This is a genomic window from Microcoleus asticus IPMA8 (assembly GCF_013179805.1).
In the GTDB taxonomy this organism is placed as follows: Bacteria; Cyanobacteriota; Cyanobacteriia; order Cyanobacteriales; family Microcoleaceae; genus Microcoleus; species Microcoleus asticus.
In genome coordinates this window covers 1-19,381 of the sequence record NZ_SRRZ01000070.1, presented here as the reverse complement: position 1 = coordinate 19,381, position 19,381 = coordinate 1, and the positions used below count along the sequence as shown (strand labels likewise).

The window sequence follows — 19,381 nt, the reverse complement described above, 5'->3', positions numbered from 1 at the left end:
AAACGATCGCTAAACCTTAAAAAATTACCAGATAACAAGTGTAACGCATGACTACCCATCTTTGGCAAGAACAGGCAGTTGAAGTAAATGGCTTAACCACTGTTAGCGCCACAATAGAGACTCCCAACCAAGCACAAAATCGTTTGTGGTATCGAGTGCAAGCGGAACACGGTTCTCTACTGACACTAAGCTGCGACCCATTTGTTGTTGCCACCATTTTCATCGCCATGAAGCACGGCACTGATATGGTGGTTCACGGCGAAGTTTCTCCCTCTTTATTGCAGAATTTAGCAGAGTTCCAAGCAGCTTGGGCCTGCTGGCGATCGGAGCTTTACACGCAAGTTGAAATCACCGCAGAACTTGAGCGAGAACAGCCCATAGCTAATAGGGTACATAGAGTAATTTCTGCTTTCTCTGGTGGGGTGGATAGTTGTTTAACAGCGTTTCGCCACAGCCAAGAAGGGCATAGCAGGGTACAGCGCCCTTTACAAGCAGGATTGATGGTTCACGGGCTGGATATTCCCCTTTCAGAGCCGCAAATCTTTAACCGTGCGGCGCAAAAGTCTAGGTTGACACTCGCCAGCTTGGGTTTAGAACTAATTCCGATGGTAACTAACTTCCGCGAATTCGAGCAAGATTGGGAGGACTCTCACGGAGTTGCAGTTGCGTCTTGCTTGATGCTGTTACAGGGTGGCTACTCGGAAGGCTTAATCCCCAGTTCTCTTCCTTATCATGCTCTCGTTCTACCCTGGGGCTCAAATCCACTCACCGATCCGTTACTGTCGAGCCGTACTTTTGCAATCGTTCATGATGGTGCAGCCTTTACCCGTGCCGAAAAAGTGAAGCAGCTTGCCCAGTGGCGAGAAGCTTTACAAAATCTCAGAGTGTGTTGGGAAGGCGATCGAAAAGACAGAAACTGCGGACACTGCGAGAAATGTATTCAGACTATTCTGAATTTCCGCGCCGTTGGACTCGGCTTACCCCCATGTTTTGACCAAGATATTGCTGATGAAGAGATTTTACAGGTTTTGAAAAAAACTCTATTGACCGATTATGCTCTCCTTTTGGCACAGGCCAAAGCCAATTCTATCTCTGATTCATGGGTGACGATCTTAGAAGAATTCGTAAGACGCCATCAGGGGTGCATAAGCCTGGTTGGGGCGGCTGAAAAAGAGAATAATTGAAAGCAAACCTCAGAAGTGTTTTAGGTTAAATACTGATAATTATCTGCTTTTAAAAGACTAAGTAATATAATTATAAGGAGAAAAATAGTGAGACAACTAAATTACAATCATATAATTTCTTTAGGATATAGCTGCCTTCCACGCACTATACTTACACGCCAAGGATATAAACAGACAAAAACTCAAGGAGAACTAACATTACCTTTTGATCTATCTATACATAGTTATTATGGTCTGTGTAACATTATTAAGTCAAAATTTAAGGATTATTGTAACCCTGATTTTCTAATATTAACGCAAGATAAATACATTGAAAATACTAAATACAATGTGATGTTTAATCACGAATCAATGAATGGTAACTACGAGATATATTCAGCGAATATTTTTGCCAAGTTTATAGAGCGATATGAGGCACGTATTACTAATTTCTATCGGTATATTGCAGACGATAATATTTTGTTTGTTTGTCAATACAAAGAATATCCAAGTCGGTTGAATTGGGTTATCAAGTCTGTCTTTCCTCAACTAACCTACAAAATAGTCGCTTTAAACACTTTTTTTCCAAGAGAGACTCTAATATCTTACTTTGATCCAGTTGAGGTTTATCACAAAGAAATCGACTATTATGCGCTCCCTTTTCCGTCTGATAACTACGCTTGGTGGGAGCCGCAGCATTTCTCTTCGGATTTGGGAAAAAAATTTGAAAATAGCATCGGGCATATTATTTCAAAATACGTTGAGAGACTATATCCACCGACCTTGGAACGCTTCGGTTAGAAGAGATAAAGCGATTATCCAGAGGCTAGACTAATAGTAGACCTCAAAGGAAAAAATAATTAACTAGCCCAGTCTAATCTGACTAACGGATTTCAAGAAAATAATTTCAACAATCAGCCTGCTGGAGTCCGAATTGCTTTTACAACTGATAATGTTGATACAGTCTTCAATCGTACTGTTGAGGCTAATACACGTATTTTTGTCTTCCTTAGTCCTATCAAATAGTATTAGGCTTTCGAGTACAGTTCTAACAATTCCTGTGCAGCAATTTTGATTTCTGCAGAATCTTTTACAAATCTGCAAAAGGGAACTTGATGAGTCCAGGTTTCATAGAATGACTCGTTTTTATAGTAAGAATTACCTAAAAATATGTGAGGAATACCTAAAAGAATGCAGAGAATATGACCATGCAAGCGATTTGTAATAATTAGACGGTGTTGGCTAAATTGAGCTATTCCTTTGTGCATTAGAATCCAGGAAGTGCGATGTATATTAGGGTCGTAAAGGCTATCAAATATAGCTGGGGTATGATCCGGGTAAGTTTGAGAAGTATTCAGGATTGATTTGGCTGAACGCCAGGTTTTCCATTCACTCGAAACCCAATCTTCTACAATTAAATTAGGCAGTTCAAAGATAGAAGCAGGAGAGAAATCTTTTTTCAATTCTTTATCAGCTCTACAATGATACAAAATAGAAGATTTTTCGCCAGTTTTGTTGGATGCAAAACATGACATATTTAACAGTTGAAAAGCTATATCTGGTGTTTTAATTACTTGACAGTTATGAAAATATTTAATAGCAATTTTTTCACTAGAATTCTCCCGAACAAATAAAGTTAAATTAGGGTGACAATTAAAGATATCAGCAGCTTTTTTTAAGTTACTTGTATTTTCAAAATAAATACTTTGCGGCATAATAATTATTTGCCGATCTCGATATTTAGAAATGATGTGTTCCCTAAATTCTTGATGATCCCTCCAGAGATCCCCCAAATTGCCTCCACCTTGAAGAATTATCGGAGCTTTACCAACCTGTTTATCCATCACCTCTTCAGAAAAATCTGCAATACTCGCAGCAGTATATTTAATTTTTGTTTTCAAGACATCAGTTAAATAAAATACCTCGCCCAACCAAATAAGGTGATCCCCAACATTGAGATAATCAGGATAATTTAGTAGAGAACACTCTTCAAATGCGCCTATTTTTTCGAGACCTTTATTTAAAGTATTTTTAATATTTATCATTGTTGAATTATTAAGCATTTTACCACTTTATAGATTACTTTTCTTTTAGAGTAATACTGAAAATTGATTTTATGAGACTGTTTTAAATTTTATATCTGAGATTATTGACCTAGAGCAATTTGTAACCCATCGCTAACAGATCGGCTTTAAAAATCTCATTGCAAAACATCAGATCTTCCTGACTCATTTCGCTTTTCCAACGATTAATAACGCCTTTATTAAAGTTCCGCGCTTGTTCTTTAATTTTCTCGTGTTTTTGAAAGATAGCCAATAGCACGTCTTCTTCGCATTGATAACCGAGGTAAGCTGCTATATCCCTCAAATAGCCTAGCTTATTTGACATCAATTCTTCGTACTGAATAAATATAGCTTGACCGTATTCTCGCCATTTATAGTAAACCTTGATGCTATATTCAGCTAACGGTATAGCGTCCTTCAGCGTGTAAATATCTGCGAACGCACCTGTTGAGTCGAGTCCTTTACGAGTTCTTTCTCCGTGATCGATTGCTGAAAGCATTGTATCTCTTGGGTCTCGAAAACAAAAACTTGCTTTCGCCTCACCTTTATCAACCAGTTCTTTAATCGAGAATGAGGGTGCTGAGTGTGTCTTTATTAGACTATCACCATTTTCAGCAGAAATCCGACGCAATATCTCTACTGTTTCACAATCAATAGAAGGAAAAAATTTTCCTCCAGGAAACTGCTTCTGAACTTCCTCTACTCCATTCTGAGGCATTGCATGGTTTATCAGATCTAGCTGATATCTCATTATGAAAGTTGTGCCAGACTTTGGCATACCACAATTGATTATAATCATGCTACTTGCGAGAAGATAGAACTAAATCTTAATCCTTGCCATACTTCTTAAGACCATCCCAAATACCCATTACACCTGGATAGGGACTGTAGTATACGTTCTCCATTGTTTGAACTTTCTCTACTAATTTTGGCTCAGAATTACTTACAGCAATTCCCTTTAATCCTGTTTCAAATAATGATAAATCGTTGAGCGTATCGCCACAAGTAATTGTGTCATCAGGATTAAAATTCATTTCTGCCAAAAATTTGAGGAGGGTTGGGCCTTTGGAAATGCCTTTTGGCATGACATCAAAATAATGGTAATTTAGTCTCATGTCATAGGACAGGATGGTATCAAATCCAGCGTCGATTACTTTTTGGATGGTGCTGGGTTGAAAAGATTCTGGTTCATAGTAGTAGGATACACGATAGTGGGGATTAACAGGCTGTAATTCTATTCCTGGTTCATTTTCTAATAGTTGCTTGACTTGTTCGTTAGCATTTCCCCAAGTTTGCGCCACCCAGTCTTGCAAAACAGAAATAGGCTCGAAGGTTTCACCATGTACGATTGTAGTTCCGACATCAGCAATGATGTAGTCGGGTTGGGGAATGTTGGGATCGTTGTATAGTTCACTAATACGGTCAAGTTCTCTGCCGGTGACATACACCAAAAGAATGCGATCGCGCTGGTTTTGAATATATTGATAAAATTCAGATCGTTGTTGGTTAGAGCCACCAAGAAACGTTCCATCTAAGTCAGTCGCCAACAGCAGTGAGTGATTAGAGTCCATAAATAAAATTAACCCAAAATTAATCCACAGCGCGGTGCAAGTGTGAAGTTGAGACTTCTTTGTGCTGCTTCACCACTCCAATTTACCTCATTAGAGCCATAGGTGAATAATACTTGGTTAGGCTCCGATGCGGAAGCCGCCGCAAGGCTGTGCCACGATGGCTGAATACTGACTTCTGCTGTTTCATTTCCAGCATTAACTGCAATTACCAACACTTCTTCTGCCAATATCCGCGCAAAAACGTAAATTTGTCCTTCAGCATACAACGTTTGGTACTCACCAATCCGCAGTGCTGCGTGAGTATGGCGCAGTGTAATTAGTTGACGATGATATTCCAGAATATCTCGCTTCCACTCTTCTTTTGAAGGAAAAGCTTTACGACAATCTGGATCGTAACCACCAGTCAAACCGACTTCATCACCATAGTATATGCAAGGTGCGCCAGGAAAAGTAAATAGTAACAGTGTTGCTAAATATAAACTTGGGCGATCGCCTCCTGCAACGTCGATCAGCCTCGCTGTATCGTGATTGTTGATCCCGTTAAGCTGAGTTAACTGAATTTCCCAAGGATAAAGTTGCAGCAACTCATTAATTTTATCCCCATATCCAGCAGCATCTATTGGAGGAGGTGGAGCATATTCTTTAAAATGACCTTTGACTTGGCGATCGCCTACAACAAAAGCAGTCGTAGCGATCAGAAAAGGCAGACTTGACACCCCATCAAATTGTGTCCCATCTAACCATTGACTTGCCTCTAAGGGAATTTCTCCAACAATATATGCTTCAGGATTAATTGCCTTGACGCGATCGCGGAATTCTTGCCAAAATCCAGAAGTTTTGATGTAATCCGCTGAATCTAAACGCCAACCATCTGCACCAAGCTGAATCCAGTGTTCAGCTACACGCATAATATATTCTCGTACTCCTGGATGATTGGTGTTGAACTCCGGCAACGCCCGATGGTCATTCCATGAAGCATAATTAGCAGGGCGAGATCCATCATAAGGTGCGAGAGGCCACCCTTCAATTTTAAACCAATCTAACCAAGGGGAATTTGAGCCATTTTCCAGGAGATCATTGAAAAAATAAAAGCCCCTACTGGCATGATTAAAAGTTCCATCTAAGACAATTTTAATATTACGCCGATGAGCTTCTTTGAGTAGACTTGCAAACGCTTCATCCCCCCCTAATAATGGATCTACTTGATAATAATCGAGGGTATGATAACGATGATTACTCGCCGAGCTAAAAATTGGGTTTAGGTAAATTGCATTAATGCCTAAATCTTGTAAATAATCCAGTTGTTCGATAACCCCCCAAAGATTTCCCCCCTTATAACCGTGAAACGTCGGAGGAGCATCCCAGTCTTCTAAAGGTACATCAAGCAACCACTTTTGGTGTGGTGGAACACTCCTAGCAAAGCGATCGGGAAATATTTGGTAAAAAACGGCGTGTTTAACCCAGTCTGGCGTATGAATCTGCATTGATAACTTCCTGATTGCAGCTCAAAAATCCGAAATAATCCAGCGCTTTTAAACTCTCTGCGGCGAAGTGATATCGGGGCAGATAGCGCAAATCTTATAGGGAGACATGATGCCACTATAATAGCTCTGGCTGGACATATCCCAATAATACCCCAACAGGGTACGCTTTGGAACATGGATTGGGTAGCGGTTATCGTCAACAAGAGCATAATTGACTGATATTGTCAAGTCAGTAAATGCCTCTCCACTGTAATTTGTACATTTATAAATTAATTGCTAAAATTTCATAAAATTATGTTATATATTCTCAATGCCAGCGTTAAAATCAATGGTAACAAAATTGATTGAGTTTAGAGGAGAAATGATGGGAGTATCTTTCCTGGAAAATCTTAGACAAAAAACAGAGCTAGAATTTAACGTATTAAAGTTTAGAATAGATAATTTTGGAAAACAAAATTTTAAATGTCCTATCTGTGGTTACTATGGGCCATTTCGTGATTTATCTATGCCAACGGGATCGGTAGCAAAGCACGAAAGATGTATTAGATGTCGGTCTTGGACAAGACATCGCTTGCAACAGTTAGTCTTAAATGAGTTATTTAAAGAATACGATATTTCTACAAAAAAAATATTACATTTTGCACCCGAAAAATTTTTTAATAAAAATTTCCAAAGGTTATTTCAAGATTATATCAGTGCAGATATCCAGATGGAAGGTGTAGACGTTAAATGTGATATGACCAATTTACCCTTTGAAGATGCAGAATTTGATTTTGTCTGTGCTTGCCATGTCCTCGAGCATATTAAAGATGATTACAAAGCACTTTCAGAAATTAGAAGAGTCTTAAAACCCAATGGTATTGCTATCTTACCCGTTCCTATTCTGGGGAAAAAGACGATAGAATACCCAGAACCTAATCCCAATGAATGGGATCATGTGAGATGTCCGGGAGAAGATTATTACGATCGCTACTTAAAATTTTTCTCTAGAGTAAAAACTTACTCTTCAACAGATTTTTCTGACATCAATCAAATATACATTTATGAAGATAGGACTGTCTGGCCTAATGAACCCTGTCCTCTCCGTCCACCAACTGAGGGAGAAAAACATATTGATATTATTCCAGTATGTTACGTGTAATCATTATTTGTAGTCAATGAGTGAGGGAGAAAAGTGTTGATTTATAACCTCTCCCTTAGTATCTATCAATTTATCAATCACTTTTTCAAAGAGTTCATCAGTCACCATTATCCCTTTATAAGAGCGATTTCTAAAAGATAGACATAAGTTGGCAGCATAAATAGGCGATTCCAATGATTTTGCATACAATTGTGTAATCAATGTTTTATCTTCAACCATTCCATGCATGAGGATAGGACTAAAAAGTCCTAGGTTTGAGAAAAGGGGTAATTCCATAATTTCATAGAGTTTGGTTAAAAATTTAGTGCTAACATCCAGTCTAGACACCCTCCCTATCTTATTTTTAATTAGTGATTTAGACGCATATATATAAAAATCTAAAAAACTATTACCTTTAGCAAAAAAAACTAACGAATTAGTCACTTTTTTAATACAAGATAGAGTTCCTTCTTCGAGATTTTTATCATCTTCTGTATCCAACCAGACTTCACGACATACTAAATAATCTTCGGTTGTATCAATTATTAAGTTATCGGGATCGAAGACTACCACATCAGCATCCATCCAAATGGTTTGTTCGTAGCCTTGGTCTAGATACTTTTTAGCTAATTCCAGCCTAGCTAAATCAGCGACGAGGTTAATTTTTCCTGCCGCTTTATCTTTGTACCAATCGGGAACGCAATCAAAAAAATCGTCTTCTCTTTGGTAATGAAATCCCTTCAGTTCTGCCCAATCTTTTACCGTCTGCATACAGTTTTCCAACCAATTGGGTGTTTCATCTCCTAAATAGGATTGATAAACGATAGTTTTCATTAATAAACCTCAAAATGATTATGAGCTAAATCTTGCCCGTTGCAGGATTGGTCATTGATTTTCCTGAAACTGCAGATGAACCTGCATAGGTAACTCCCTGATGGCAGCTCAAGAATCCGAAATACTCCAGCCCTTCTAAAATCCCCGCAGCAAAGTGACTTTTAGCAAGGTAGCGCTTCCCTGGCAAGGAATTGTTATGCCACTCTAATACTTCTGGCTGGGCGTTACCAACGATAATGCCACAGGAGGGAACGCTTTGGAACATAGACAGATCGTTACCCGAATCGCCGCAAATAATCGTGCGATCGCCACTAAAGCCTAAACGCTGTTGCAGAAAGAGGACGGCTAACCCTTTATTAGCCCGGTGAGGCAGTATGTCTAAATATGTGCCGCCAGCGCAGTCTACCATTTGGATTGCCAAGCCTTGGCTTTTGAGGATTGCCTCTAACTGAGGCAGCAGGGTGTAAAGGTCATCTGGCTTCGTATAGTAGCTGACTTTGAGGGGAGTCTGCTCAACAGGAGGCTGGAGGACGAAGGTAGGAAATTGCCTTCCTACCTCAACCACCTGCTGTCGGTTCCAACCCTCCAACAGCTTGGCAGTCCAGTCTGTGTCTGGGGTATAGCTACCCTGATAATAAATCTCCGTACCAACGGACAACACTAATATATCGGGTTCTAACAGTTCTTTTTCCGCTATCAGTTGTTGATAGAGGGGGAGCGATCGCCCCGTAGCATAACAAATAACCGTACCGTAGGTTCGACGCTGCTCGCTCAACCACCGATTCAAGTTTTCCAAGGCGACATCATCGCCAACCAAGGTGTAATCCAAATCCGTGACAAATAAAAACTTAGCCACTGCTCTTGCTTTAAAAAAAACTACTACTCCAGCACCAAGCCAAAACGTTTATTATTATAAAGCTATATTAAGCATTTAGTTAAGTTATGAACCTTACGCCCCCAAGCCAGTATGACTTTCTGCCTCGCTTCTACCGCCTAGCGATCGTCAATGTTCTATCCAACATCATGGTGCCGCTATCGGGTTTATGCAGCGTGGCTTTTTTGGGTCATCTGACAGACATCCACTCTTTAGCTGGGGTCGCCTTGGGTAGCATATTGTTTAACCTCATCTACTTTAGTCTCGAATTCTTACGCATGGGGACTACTGGGGTGACAGCTCAAGCAGTTGGGCGAGATGACCGAGAAGCCATGCTGCTAGTGGGATTGCGGAATGGCTTAATCGCTCTTGGCTTGGGATTAGCCCTCTTGATTTTGCATTATCCTGTGCGAGAGGTGGGGTTTGCCTTGTTGAATGCTGAACCCGAGGTCAAGGCTTCAGGTATTGCCTATTTCGATGCTCGGATTGCGGGGATGCCAGCCGCTTTGCTCAACTTTGTTCTCATTGGTTGGCTTGTGGGACGGGAGAAGAACAATAAGGTTTTAGTGCTGTCGATTGTTGGTAACGCCGCCAATGTTATCTTGAACTACCTTTTAATTATCCAGTGGGGCTGGGACAGTACAGGGGCTGGAATATCCGAAGCATTTAGCCAGTATCTAATGTTGTTGGTGGGCCTAGTTTTAGCAATCCCAGGAATTCAGTGGCAAGAAATTCAAGCCGTCGCTCCACAGCTTAGGGATTTATCAGCTTTCAAAACTACTTTTGCCCTCAATAGAGATATACTTACTAGAACTTTAACTGAAGTAGCCACCTTCACCATCTTTGGCAATCTCAGTGCCACGATGGGGACAGTTCTTTTTACCCAGAATACCTTGTTGATGCAGATAGGGCAAATGAGCGTCTACTTTACTAATGGACTCGGTTATGCCGTCGAAACATTGACCGGAAACTTTAAAGGTCAGGGGGAAAACGAGAAGTTTATCCCTTTAGTGAGAGTTTCAGTGGCAAGCAGCTTGGTAGTAGGATTGAGCTTTGCCGCAGCGTGTGTATTCTTTCCCCAAAACATATTTGGGTTGTTGACCAACCATGCTGAAATTACTTCACACATAGATACATATGCTTGGGGATTAATCTTGTTACTGGCATTTGCTTCAGCTTCCACGATGCTGGAAGGATATTTCTTAGGTTTAGCCCAAGGGGATATCATTCGCAACGTCAGCTTGATTGCCTCTGTCGTTGGATTTGCCCCATCAGCTATAGCCGCTTGGTACTTCCACAACAATCATATTTTGTGGCTGTCGGTGTCGTTGTTCCTGTTTGCCAAAACGGCTCTGCTGGCAGTGTACTTAACAAAATCGCTTAGTAGTGATGCCAAGACCGAGCCTGTCTCTGCGGCGCCTGTCGGAAATTAATAACACATCTCAACCCAGCACTAGCTCCAGAAAGCGCTAGCCCTCTTTTACAAATACTTTTAGGGATCGCCCATGCTAGAGAAAAACATAAAGCTTGGGGTAGAAGGCATGGGAGCATTGTGCAAGTAACCGTCTACAAACTATATGGGTTTGGGACGGGATGCTTTCTACCTTTTCTTTCGCTCTAGACAAATATAAAAAAATAATTATATTTTTCGTCTCGTCCTATCCTTGTCCTACAATCTTACAGTCCGCTATAACAGGCTTGCAATGAGAGAACCACCAGGAGCTGACATTATTCTTCTCAACAGTCAGCACCAAGTTTTACTCGTACTTCGGGATAATAAACCCTCTATCCCTTTTCCGAATACTTGGGCATTACTGGGAGGGTATATAGAAGAAAATGAGCCTCCGGAAGTAGCGATTCGCAGAGAACTACTTGAGGAAATGGAACTAGAGCTAGGTGAAGTAAAATTCTTCAAGTCTTATGTGTGGGAAGAATGCGACGAACACATTTTTTGGACTCGAATAGATTTAGATATCTGTAATACCAAGCTTCACGAAGGTCAGAAATTAGCTTACTTTAGTCGAGAAGAAATAGACCATCTTGATTTTGCCTCTCACTATCATGAAATAATAGCGAATTTTTTTGATAGTTTAGATAAAATTATATAACTAATCATTAATTAAAGATCATGAATAATCCAATGAATGAAAACTTCACGACTGTACTGCCTGAAAATATTGCAAAAGGACTTGCGCAGGCTTTAGATCGACTACCAGGGGGAAAAACAGCGAAAATAGAGAAATCCAATGTGGAAGGGGCGTTCAATCACATCTTATTCATTACAACAGAGGAAGAACGGTACGTTTTTCGTGCTAGACGCGAGAGTTCTTCAGAAGAAATTGAGGCATACATGAGGTATATGTATGAAGCTACTAGCTTTTTAGAAGCTGGAGGAATATTTAAACTCAGGAATATTGCTCAAGAAATTGACTTTCTCAAAAGCGCACTGGCTGTAGGCTTACCTGTTCCTAAGTTAATTCATGCGGATACAGATTGGATGCTGATTGAATATATAGAAGGGAGAACGTTCCATGAATTTGTCAAGGCTGGAGAAGTAGAAATTCTCCTCAAGATTCTGAAGGAACTTAATGTAGCTCACAGACAGGGAATTATTTATGGCGATCGCTGGGGCGATAATGAAATTATAGACTCCCAGGGAAACGTTCGCATGATTGATTTTGATATTGAATGGTCTTACAAGGGAGTCAACAATGGAATTGTTGAAGCTTTAGAAATGGCGGTTCCCATTTTTCATTCTCTGAGACTGACAAGCACTCGTAATGATTTATTAAAAACCGTTCAAAATGATGCCTTGCCATTGCTGAAATCTTGGGGCTATAAAATTGATATAATTGGGAAGTTTATTGAAGGTTTTTGTAACTTCTACCTTGACCCCAATAAGCCAAGTAATGTGTGGTCTTTACCACCAGAATTGTATGTCTCAATGACTGAACCAGCAAATCGATTGATTGCCATGTTTGCTGAAGCTGGATAAACCCTACTAAAATACGCGGAACTACAGGAAGCTGTTGTACCCCGCCAAACCAAAAATGATGGCGGGGTACAATAGACATCTTGCATGAATCAATCTTCATTCCCAAATTTGATGGGGCAAACGAGTAATCATATGTGTTTACCTGTGTACTACTACGCAGAAGCAAGCTACCTCTGTGGTTAAAAACTCTAAAATTTCGGCATTGCTGAATTGAGAGATGAATGGCTAAGCATGATGAGAAACAGGCACATTTCTTAGAGGAGGTCTATTTAGGATGAAAAAAGTCTTATTAGGATTGAAGTCAGAGACTTACGAACATCCTTTCGATCGCAAAGCTTTAGCGTCTCTAGAAAAGATGCCTGGAGTTTCTTTATTGCTGAAGAAAGTGAATGAGTACGGTATCGATCGGCTACTCCGTTTGCAATGTTTGGGGAGTGATTTTCGCGTGACTCCCAACAATTTTCCGGGGTTGTCTCAGGCGTTGGAAGAAACTTGTCAAATTCTTGATTTATCTCCCTGTCCAGATTTATATTTGTTTCGCGGTTGGGGGCATATTATTACCGTTACGATTGGTATTGAAAGTCCAATTGTAACGGTGAATTTAGAAGCCTACGAATGGCTTTCTAGCCAGGAACTGATTTATGTATTGGGGCATGAAGTCGCCCACATTAAGAGTCAGCATTTGCTCTATCATCAAATAGCGATGGTGATGCCGCTTTTAAAGAATTGGGTGAATGCAGCGACATTAGGATTTGGCGGTTTGGCGGCTAATGGGGTAGAACTGGCGTTCTGGAATTGGTTAATGATGGCAAGGTTTACAGCGGATCGGGCGGCGTTACTGGCTTGTCAGGATGTGGATGTAGCGATCGCTGCGTTGATGAAACTTGGCGGTTTACCCAGTTGCTATGTAACACCGGAAGCGATCGCTGATTTCCTCGTTCAAGTGCGCGAATTTAGCGACAACAGTGTAGAGTCTCAAGATACACTTACTAAGTTACTCAGTTTCAACGAGTCCAGAGAATCTTGGGTCGTGATGCGCGCTTCGGAACTCCTAAAATGGGTCGATTCAGGAGACTATAGAACCTTACTCGAACAACCCAATCAACCGCCACCATTATTATTAGACCCAGATGCGACAGAAGATTGGAATTTTCTAACGTCTTGGTAAATTCCGTATGCTATAGCAAAGTGCTGAGTAATGAACAGATGAAGGCGTTGCTAATTCCTGGGATGAAATAGGACTAGATGCTTGGAAATTCGTTCCACATCATCTCGCTTTTGAGCAACGCCAAAATTTCTATTCACGCAAGAGGTCTAATCTCAATTTAAGTTGAGATCCTTCATCGTTTTAACGTTATAGTAACGGCTATCTGTTAGAGCATTTGGAACTTGATTGGATCTAAAGGCTGCTACTAAATCCTGAATTGCCTCTTCCACCGTATGTGAAGGCACAAATCCTAATTCTTTCTTGATTTTTTCTGAGGAAATATGGTAAGAACGAAGATCGTTAGTGGGTGTAGTGACGATTTCTACAGATCCCACTACCTGATGAATCATCTCAGCAATTTCCATCAAGGTATGATTTTCGTAGCCAGCATTGAAGATTTTCCCATCGATAGCTTCATCTGACCATTGGAGAGACTTAAGATAAAGATCGGTCATATCTTCAATATGAATATTGGGGCGTTTCTGCTGACCGCCAAAAACTGTAATCTTGCCATTGTTGATAGCTTGAGTGGTGAGAATATTGACCACTAAATCTAATCGCTGGCGGGGAGAGTAACCGCACACTGTCGCCGGACGCAGCACTAAAGTGACAAATCCTGGTTCTCGCTTACTCAGCAATATTTCCTCACATAAAGCCTTGTAACGGGAATAGTCTGTCAAAGGCAGAAGCGGCAAGTCTTCTGTAACATTGTCAGTTTCTTTAATCCCGTAAACGCTGGAAGAAGAGGCATAAATAAATCGCTTGACTCCTGAATCTTTTGCTACATCCACTAAGTCAACAAACGCATCATAATTAATTGAACGACCCAAATCCGGATCTAATTCAAAACTCGGATCGTTGGAAATGCAAGCTAAATGAATCACCGCATCGCATCCCGGCATTACTTTTTCAAGCAGTGCGCGATCGCGGATATCTCCTTGAATCTCCTCTAGATTAGGATGATTTTTGACAGCAGCTAGCACATTTGTCCCGTAGATATAGAGATCTAGCACCTTGACGTGATATCCAGCTTGCAGGAGTTTAGGAACTAAGACAGCTCCCACATAACCTGCACCACCCGTAACCAGAACTTGTTGCATCGAATTCATAGATTGATTGGTTCCTGAGAGTCTTCTAGAACGTACAAATTGTTTTGGCGAACTTCAATAAGCGAGCTTTCTCCACAGGCTTTTCATTCCCCAGTATATTGGCAGTGATCGCTCCTGCCAAATTCCCCAAGAACGACCCCAGCCTTAGAGGTAAACCTAACTTGGCGCTCAAACTAGCTAGGGCAAAAAAGGCATCTCCTGCACCTGTAGTATCTTTGACCTGTTGTGTCATAGCAGGAGTCATTTCCAGTTCTCCATCTGCCTGAATTCCCAACGATCCGGAATCGGCCATTGTCAACCAGCCTTGTTGCGCCCCTAAATGGGATTGCAAAAGCTTCAGTAGTTCGTGGCGATCGCCGTATCGATTAGAAAAGGCGAGGCGAAGTTCCTGCTCGTCTATACAAAATGTATCGGCTCGTCGATATTTACTGATTAGGTTGTAACCGTAATTGGCGCTGTTTGTTTGGCAGTTAACAGCTAGGAACGGTGCTTGAGCTTGAACCAGTTCCATCACCGATGAATCAATTAATCCATGACCATAGTCAGCCAAAACGACTATATCGTAGCTTTTGATGGACTTCTCCAAAGAATCTAAGAGTTTTTGGCGCTCCTGGGGTGCTAGTCCGTCCTCATCTATAGAATTAATCGCAAAGAGTTGCGTATAACCCTTTGTTGTGCCTTGCTGTTCAATATAACGGCATTTGGTTATAGTGGAATAGCCTTCTGCCTGATGCAAATTTAGATGAAGCGACGAATCATTGATATGATTTGCAATCAAGCGATGCACATCAGGTTCACTCCCTATCGCACTTGCTACTGTAACAGAATTAGCGAAACTGGCAAGATGGCGAGCAATGGCAAAAATTCCTCCCAGGTGCTGTTCTTTTTTCACAAATCGAGTGGACGGCGCTCTACCTTTCGATGTTAATCCTTGAACAGTACAGTGAACAAACTCATCAATAATGACATCACCAAGCACTAAAACCTTAAGCGGCTGCATCGCCTCCACAGCATCTCTAACCTGCTCAAACGGATACTGCTGAGTCAAATCCCTAGCGTAATCCTTTAATTCAGCAGGGACAACATTAAGGTAATTGTTAATCAACCGCGTTGAGCTAAAAGTGATTTCCTGGGTATAGCGAACATCGCCCCCAAAAGCTCTAACCTGGGCGACTTCCAGGTCAATATTTTTGGTTACATCTTTGCTTGCGTCAGCATACTCATCTCCCTTGCAGTAAATATGGGGACGCACTTTCTCAATCACCTCCAACGCCGTTACCTTAGGGGTTAAGATAACGTAATCAACGCAAGCTAGTGCCGCTAGAGAACTCAGACGCAGCTCATCAGAAAATATCGGTCTTCCCGGACCTCGGTTAACGTATGGAGTAGCTGTGAGGGAAATCACTAACAAATCTCCCATCGCTTTAGCGGCTTGCAAATGAGCGATGTGTCCTGGGTGAAGTAAATCAAACACTCCATTACAGAGGACGATTTTAGACCCTTGTTGTCGGTAGCGAGCAAGTACCTCTGCACAGGTTTCAAAATCAAGATACTTTTCTGTATTGATTGCTATTTCCATTGAGACTAAGTTTCCTCAAGTACATAATCAATGTTTTACCTTTGGTAACGATTAAAATGCTTCGTCTTCAGCAATGCTCAGAGAGCTATCTTGATCAGAACTAGGCAAAGTCCCCTTAACCAAACCATCTATAATACAGTGACAAATGCACAGATGCATGATTTCTGCAAAACCGTAGGACATAGTCGGAACGTAAAAATTCAGATCTCCAAGTTGACGCAAGGGGTTATTAGCTTGGAAGGCGGAGAGGGTAATTACTTGACAATCCATTTCTATTGCTTGGCGAACGCCAGCAAGGATGTTTGCTGACTCTCCCGAACTGCTAATCGCAAACAAAATATCTCCAGATTGAGCAAATAGAGAAATTGGTTTGCTAAAAACCTGTTCGTAGCCGAAGTCATTACTAACGGCTGTCAGTGAGGCGCTGTCGTTGAAGGCGATCGCTCGAATATTACCATTACGCCAGTAGTCAACTGCCTGATGGCTGGCTACACTTGCACTCCCCCCATTACCAATGAACATAACTTTTCGCTGCTGCTGATTTTGCCGATGTACTAAATCAGCCGCTCGATTTATCCCTTCAGAAATTGAGAGAGATTTACCTTGACGATTGGTTATCTGAAATTTCTCGCCCAAGGCAGCTAGTTGGCGAAAGTAATGAATGGAAAACGGCAGTGGTTGGGGTAGCATTGAATACATATATATTCTGTTATTTGCTGAGGGGGTGACAACGCCTCTGAAACCTTGATGGGTTAAGCATTTAGGCTCCTGAACCTCGCTCAAGATAACAAAAACTATTATGACAGGCTGAGTGACATTATGAGGGTAGCGCTCGCCCCCAATTTTCACTGTAGACATTTTTGGATTAATTAAAAAGCCCGCAGACAGATTGCTCCTGCGGGTCTTTTAGATTTTAGATTTTGATGATGCTGCACAGTTCTTTGAACCCACATTCCGCACCCGGTACTGTCACATGGGGTGCGGGTGGGCTTCGGTGAGTGAGTCGTGGCTCTGGCGTTGCCAGAGCTTAAGTACAAATGCTTAAATTCTCAAGAGTCGAGACACAAGCGACATCACATACCAGGACCAATTTGCTAATGAAGGCAGCGAGAGTCCCAGTAGCTTCGAGAGTAAAATAATCAGGGAAAAAGTAGGATGGCGCTCAGGTAGCACTCACTGGCGCGAAAAACTCATGAAAAAAATTCCGGAAATTACAGTCCAAAACCTAGATCACCTGGGTTTAGTTGCTGGCATAATCGATGGCATACAAATAGTGGAAAAAATTAATCAGCTATAGCGCTCCTAAATTAGATGTGAACACCAATCTGGTAAAATATAAAATACATAACTAACAAAATATTCTCAGAATGGATAGCCAGATCCTCGAACCCAAAAAGCAAGAAATATAGCCTTTCTCAAGTAGATGAGGTACAATGTGAATAACCCGAATTGGCGGGAAAATATCACATAACAAAAATCAGTTCGCTATAATTCAATCGATGAGTATGCGCCCCGCGCCGACAATGCCAACTGCTGGTTGAGCAGCAGTCGATCCGGCTGATGCAATCGCTTTCACCAATGCGGTCAATCGGGTTGATGCCAGCGATAAAAATGACAAAAAAATATTAGACATCAATCAAAAATGAAATTTTATTCTGTTGACTTCCGGCAAAAAATAATTAATGTTTATGAAACTGAACCCCTGAAGCAAAGACAATTAGCCAAGCGGTTTTGCGTTGCTCTGAGTTTTGTGCAAAAATTACTCAAACTGTCCCCGTCAAACCCAAGATATTTCTCCTCAAACTCCTCGATGTGGAAGTCAACTTAAACTTAACCCCGAGCAACTGGTAATTTTAGCCGAATTGATTGAGGCAAATAACGATGCTACTCTCGAAGAACTTTGCGAATTACTCCACAAAAAAATCGGTGTTACTATCAGCCGAGCCACAATGGGAAGAATGGCCCAACGGTTGAACATGACTTTCAAACAAAAACGCTCTTTCCGTCAGATAAAGGCATTGAGAGAGTTCAAAACCTTCGATATGAGTTCTGGCAACAAGTGAACAAGCTGAACGTAGAGGACTGAATTTTTATTGATGAGTCAGGAGTTAATCTGGCTATGGTCAGGTTATATGCCCGGTCATTAAAAGGTTCAAGAGCGAGCGGACCCAAACCAAATAGACGTGGCCCAAATGTATCGATATTGGGAGCAATATCCGTCAAAAAAGTTTTGACCTCCGTGAATTTAGTAGGCTCAATGGATGGCATTACTTTCGAGGCTTTTATTATCCGAAAACTCGTTCCTGTTCTCTGGGAAGGTGCTTGTGTAGTAATGGATAACTATGGCATTCATAAGGGGGAAGAAATAGAAAAAGCCATTAAAAAAGCCGGCACCAGGTTAATATTTCTACCTCCCTATTCTCCTGATTTCTCCCCAATTAAAAATTTTTGGTCTAAAGTTAAAGGCATTCTCCGTACTTTGGGGGCGAGAACTTATAAAGCATTGTCAGAAGCAATAACCAGAGCTTTTGAGCAAGTTGACGAGCAAGACTTCTGGAATTGGTTTATCCATTGCTGTTATTGTACCTCATCTACCTGAGAAAGGCTATAGAACATTTTATTCAAGGAAATCCAGATGCTAGAGAATTCAAACGAGCATTAGCGGTTAAATGGAGTTTTTCAGGAATATCCTATCGTCAAATTATCAAACTATTAAATGTCTCTTTAGAATTTATTAGTAAGTGGAATAAAAATTTTTTAACCTGGGGAGTGAACGGGCTAAAAACAGCTTACAAAGGGAAGCCTAGCTATTTAAGTCCAGACAAAGAAGAAATTATCAAGAAGGTTAAGTCAGAAGAAAATGTGAAATTTGGCAGAATTAGCTATACATATAGATTCAAAATATGACGTAATTTATCAGTCTCAACTCTCGTTACTATTCTTTATTAGAATCAGCAAAAATTAGTTGGGAAAAGTTCCCGAAGAAAAATCTCCAAGGCTCCCCTAAATTGGTAAGTAAAAAAAAAGAAATTAATCAGTATCTAGAAATATGGAAGTCAGATATAGAAAAAGATAAGTTATGCGTGTTTATGTTGGATGAGTGTCACTTATTGTGGGTGCATCTCACTTTTGCAGATACATCAAGTAGAAAGTTGACCATTGAGATAAGCACAGCGAAGAGAAAGGATAGAGGAAACACTCTCGATATTCCACTGCGCTCCCGATAATTTCACCCTTAGTCCAATCCGTTTAATCGTTGATTCCACTGTTCCAGAACCAATAGAACTTAAAGATTCTTCTTTATAGTATCGGTAGTTAACTATTCGGTTGCGATGGAACTCTAAATAATTGCAAAAGGTTTTAAATCCTTTTCTTTTCAACT

Annotated in this window: 18 protein-coding genes and 3 pseudogenes; 10 read left to right on the top strand and 11 right to left on the bottom strand. The window is 40.9% G+C overall.

Annotated features, from left to right (window positions below):
- Positions 1–47: 47 nt before the first annotated feature.
- Both E5S67_RS18855 and E5S67_RS18850 read left to right on the top strand, forming a co-directional pair.
- Positions 48–1,184, top strand: a complete 1,137-nt coding sequence (locus tag E5S67_RS18855; protein WP_172189812.1) for a hypothetical protein — start codon at positions 48–50, stop codon at positions 1,182–1,184.
- 87 nt (positions 1,185–1,271) lie between these two features.
- Entirely contained in the window at positions 1,272–1,964 is a 693-nt protein-coding gene (locus E5S67_RS18850) for a DUF1796 family putative cysteine peptidase (protein WP_172189810.1), read from the top strand.
- 227 nt (positions 1,965–2,191) lie between these two features.
- Here the strand turns inward: E5S67_RS18850 and E5S67_RS18845 are convergent, their stop codons facing one another.
- The 4 genes from E5S67_RS18845 to E5S67_RS18830 form a co-directional block, all read right to left on the bottom strand.
- A complete protein-coding gene (locus E5S67_RS18845; protein ID WP_172189808.1) occupies positions 2,192–3,226 on the bottom strand; it encodes a polysaccharide pyruvyl transferase family protein in 1,035 nt (344 codons plus the stop codon).
- A 91-nt stretch (positions 3,227–3,317) separates the two neighbouring features.
- Positions 3,318–4,004: a sulfotransferase domain-containing protein gene (locus E5S67_RS18840; protein ID WP_281363554.1), complete on the bottom strand. Its 687-nt coding sequence runs from the start codon at positions 4,002–4,004 to the stop codon at positions 3,318–3,320.
- 49 nt (positions 4,005–4,053) lie between these two features.
- Entirely contained in the window at positions 4,054–4,797 is a 744-nt protein-coding gene (locus tag E5S67_RS18835) for an HAD-IIB family hydrolase (protein WP_172189803.1), read from the bottom strand.
- Between the two features lie 8 nt (positions 4,798–4,805).
- Positions 4,806–6,281, bottom strand: coding sequence for a glycoside hydrolase family 13 protein (locus E5S67_RS18830; RefSeq protein ID WP_172189801.1), 1,476 nt, complete (start codon positions 6,279–6,281; stop codon positions 4,806–4,808).
- 310 nt (positions 6,282–6,591) lie between these two features.
- Between E5S67_RS18830 and E5S67_RS18825 the strand changes: the two genes are divergently transcribed.
- Positions 6,592–7,422: a class I SAM-dependent methyltransferase gene (locus E5S67_RS18825; protein ID WP_216670568.1), complete on the top strand. Its 831-nt coding sequence runs from the start codon at positions 6,592–6,594 to the stop codon at positions 7,420–7,422.
- Positions 7,423–7,425: 3 nt separating this feature from the next.
- On the opposite strand, the gene E5S67_RS18820 is transcribed toward E5S67_RS18825, so the two are convergent.
- Entirely contained in the window at positions 7,426–8,235 is an 810-nt protein-coding gene (locus E5S67_RS18820; protein WP_172189799.1) for a hypothetical protein, read from the bottom strand.
- A gap of 25 nt (positions 8,236–8,260) precedes the next feature.
- On the bottom strand, positions 8,261–9,091 hold the full coding sequence (locus E5S67_RS18815) for a sucrose-phosphate phosphatase (protein ID WP_172189797.1): 831 nt from the start codon (positions 9,089–9,091) through the stop codon (positions 8,261–8,263).
- Positions 9,092–9,177: 86 nt separating this feature from the next.
- Between E5S67_RS18815 and gntT the strand changes: the two genes are divergently transcribed.
- The 4 genes from gntT to E5S67_RS18795 all read left to right on the top strand — a co-directional run bounded on the left by gntT (position 9,178) and on the right by E5S67_RS18795 (position 13,272).
- A complete protein-coding gene (gene gntT, locus E5S67_RS18810) occupies positions 9,178–10,542 on the top strand; it encodes a guanitoxin biosynthesis MATE family efflux transporter GntT (protein WP_172189795.1) in 1,365 nt (454 codons plus the stop codon).
- 270 nt (positions 10,543–10,812) lie between these two features.
- Complete coding sequence (locus E5S67_RS18805; RefSeq protein ID WP_172189793.1) at positions 10,813–11,217, top strand: NUDIX hydrolase; 405 nt, start codon at positions 10,813–10,815, stop codon at positions 11,215–11,217.
- 20 nt (positions 11,218–11,237) lie between these two features.
- A complete protein-coding gene (locus E5S67_RS18800; RefSeq protein ID WP_172189791.1) occupies positions 11,238–12,104 on the top strand; it encodes a hypothetical protein in 867 nt (288 codons plus the stop codon).
- A 274-nt stretch (positions 12,105–12,378) separates the two neighbouring features.
- Positions 12,379–13,272: a M48 family metallopeptidase gene (locus tag E5S67_RS18795; RefSeq protein WP_172189788.1), complete on the top strand. Its 894-nt coding sequence runs from the start codon at positions 12,379–12,381 to the stop codon at positions 13,270–13,272.
- Between the two features lie 152 nt (positions 13,273–13,424).
- Here E5S67_RS18795 and E5S67_RS18790 read toward each other — a convergent pair whose 3' ends face one another.
- From E5S67_RS18790 to E5S67_RS18780, 3 genes are read right to left on the bottom strand one after another with little or no spacing between them, the layout of a single operon-like run.
- Positions 13,425–14,420: an NAD-dependent epimerase/dehydratase family protein gene (locus E5S67_RS18790; RefSeq protein WP_172189786.1), complete on the bottom strand. Its 996-nt coding sequence runs from the start codon at positions 14,418–14,420 to the stop codon at positions 13,425–13,427.
- A 25-nt stretch (positions 14,421–14,445) separates the two neighbouring features.
- A complete protein-coding gene (locus E5S67_RS18785; protein ID WP_172189784.1) occupies positions 14,446–15,999 on the bottom strand; it encodes a PfkB family carbohydrate kinase in 1,554 nt (517 codons plus the stop codon).
- Positions 16,000–16,050: 51 nt separating this feature from the next.
- Positions 16,051–16,689 carry an SIS domain-containing protein gene (locus tag E5S67_RS18780; RefSeq protein WP_246276858.1) on the bottom strand — a complete coding sequence of 213 codons (639 nt, stop codon included), beginning with the start codon at positions 16,687–16,689 and terminating at the stop codon, positions 16,051–16,053.
- Positions 16,690–17,191: 502 nt separating this feature from the next.
- On the opposite strand from E5S67_RS18780, the pseudogene E5S67_RS35020 reads away from it, so the two are divergent.
- A pseudogene (locus E5S67_RS35020) lies at positions 17,192–17,290 on the top strand (DUF4277 domain-containing protein); the annotation flags it as partial.
- A gap of 201 nt (positions 17,291–17,491) precedes the next feature.
- On the opposite strand, the gene E5S67_RS32560 reads toward E5S67_RS35020, so the two are convergent.
- Positions 17,492–17,632: a hypothetical protein gene (locus E5S67_RS32560; RefSeq protein WP_216670567.1), complete on the bottom strand. Its 141-nt coding sequence runs from the start codon at positions 17,630–17,632 to the stop codon at positions 17,492–17,494.
- Positions 17,633–17,641: 9 nt separating this feature from the next.
- Between E5S67_RS32560 and E5S67_RS18775 the strand changes: the two are divergent.
- Together E5S67_RS18775 and E5S67_RS18770 are read left to right on the top strand one after the other, a co-directional pair.
- A pseudogene (locus tag E5S67_RS18775) lies at positions 17,642–18,598 on the top strand (IS630 family transposase).
- Positions 18,580–18,906: a helix-turn-helix domain-containing protein gene (locus tag E5S67_RS18770; protein WP_216670566.1), complete on the top strand. Its 327-nt coding sequence runs from the start codon at positions 18,580–18,582 to the stop codon at positions 18,904–18,906. The pseudogene E5S67_RS18775 and the gene E5S67_RS18770 overlap by 19 nt, the downstream one beginning before the upstream one ends.
- 233 nt (positions 18,907–19,139) lie before the next feature.
- Here E5S67_RS18770 and E5S67_RS18765 read toward each other — a convergent pair.
- A pseudogene (locus E5S67_RS18765) lies at positions 19,140–19,381 on the bottom strand (ISKra4-like element ISMiva1 family transposase); the annotation flags it as partial.